Genomic DNA, 462 nt, shown 5'->3' with positions numbered 1-462 from the left:
CCGAAGAAGTAAAGGGAGTCCAGCTGAACTACTCAGATTATTACAGCTATAACGGCCAGAGGTTGATTTTAAAATCCGGAGAATATGGCAGGGATGGTGCAGAATATGTGACGGAGAAATATTCCAATATCAAGATTAAATCTGTAGGAGCTGCTGCCGGATGGTATGGTCCGGAATATTGGGAAGTGACTTTCGAGGATGGCTCCCAGGCATGGTATGGCCGTGGTGCAGATGCCAGAATTCCAACTGAGTATAATATAAGTGAGTGGAAAGATCCACAGGGAAATTACATTTCATACAGCTATATCCAGGGAACCCGTGTTGCCATGATCAGCAGCATAAGCTGGGGTGGCAACAAGGATATGAATACACCTCATATGAACACCATACAGTTTGTTTATAACGAAAGGGAACTGAAAGAGGAATCTTACATACAAGATCTCAAATCTTACCAAAGCAAAA

Annotated in this window: 1 protein-coding gene; it reads left to right on the top strand. The window is 42.9% G+C overall.

The window, feature by feature from the left end:
- On the top strand, positions 1-462 hold a 462-nt coding region (locus DRF57_RS23500; RefSeq protein ID WP_133297569.1), incomplete at both ends, for a hypothetical protein.

Origin of the sequence: Chryseobacterium rhizosphaerae (genome assembly GCF_003385455.1) — a bacterium.
Taxonomy (GTDB): domain Bacteria; phylum Bacteroidota; class Bacteroidia; order Flavobacteriales; family Weeksellaceae; genus Chryseobacterium; species Chryseobacterium rhizosphaerae.
Note: the sequence above shows the minus strand (reverse complement) of the source record. Positions and strands in the feature narration are given on the sequence as shown.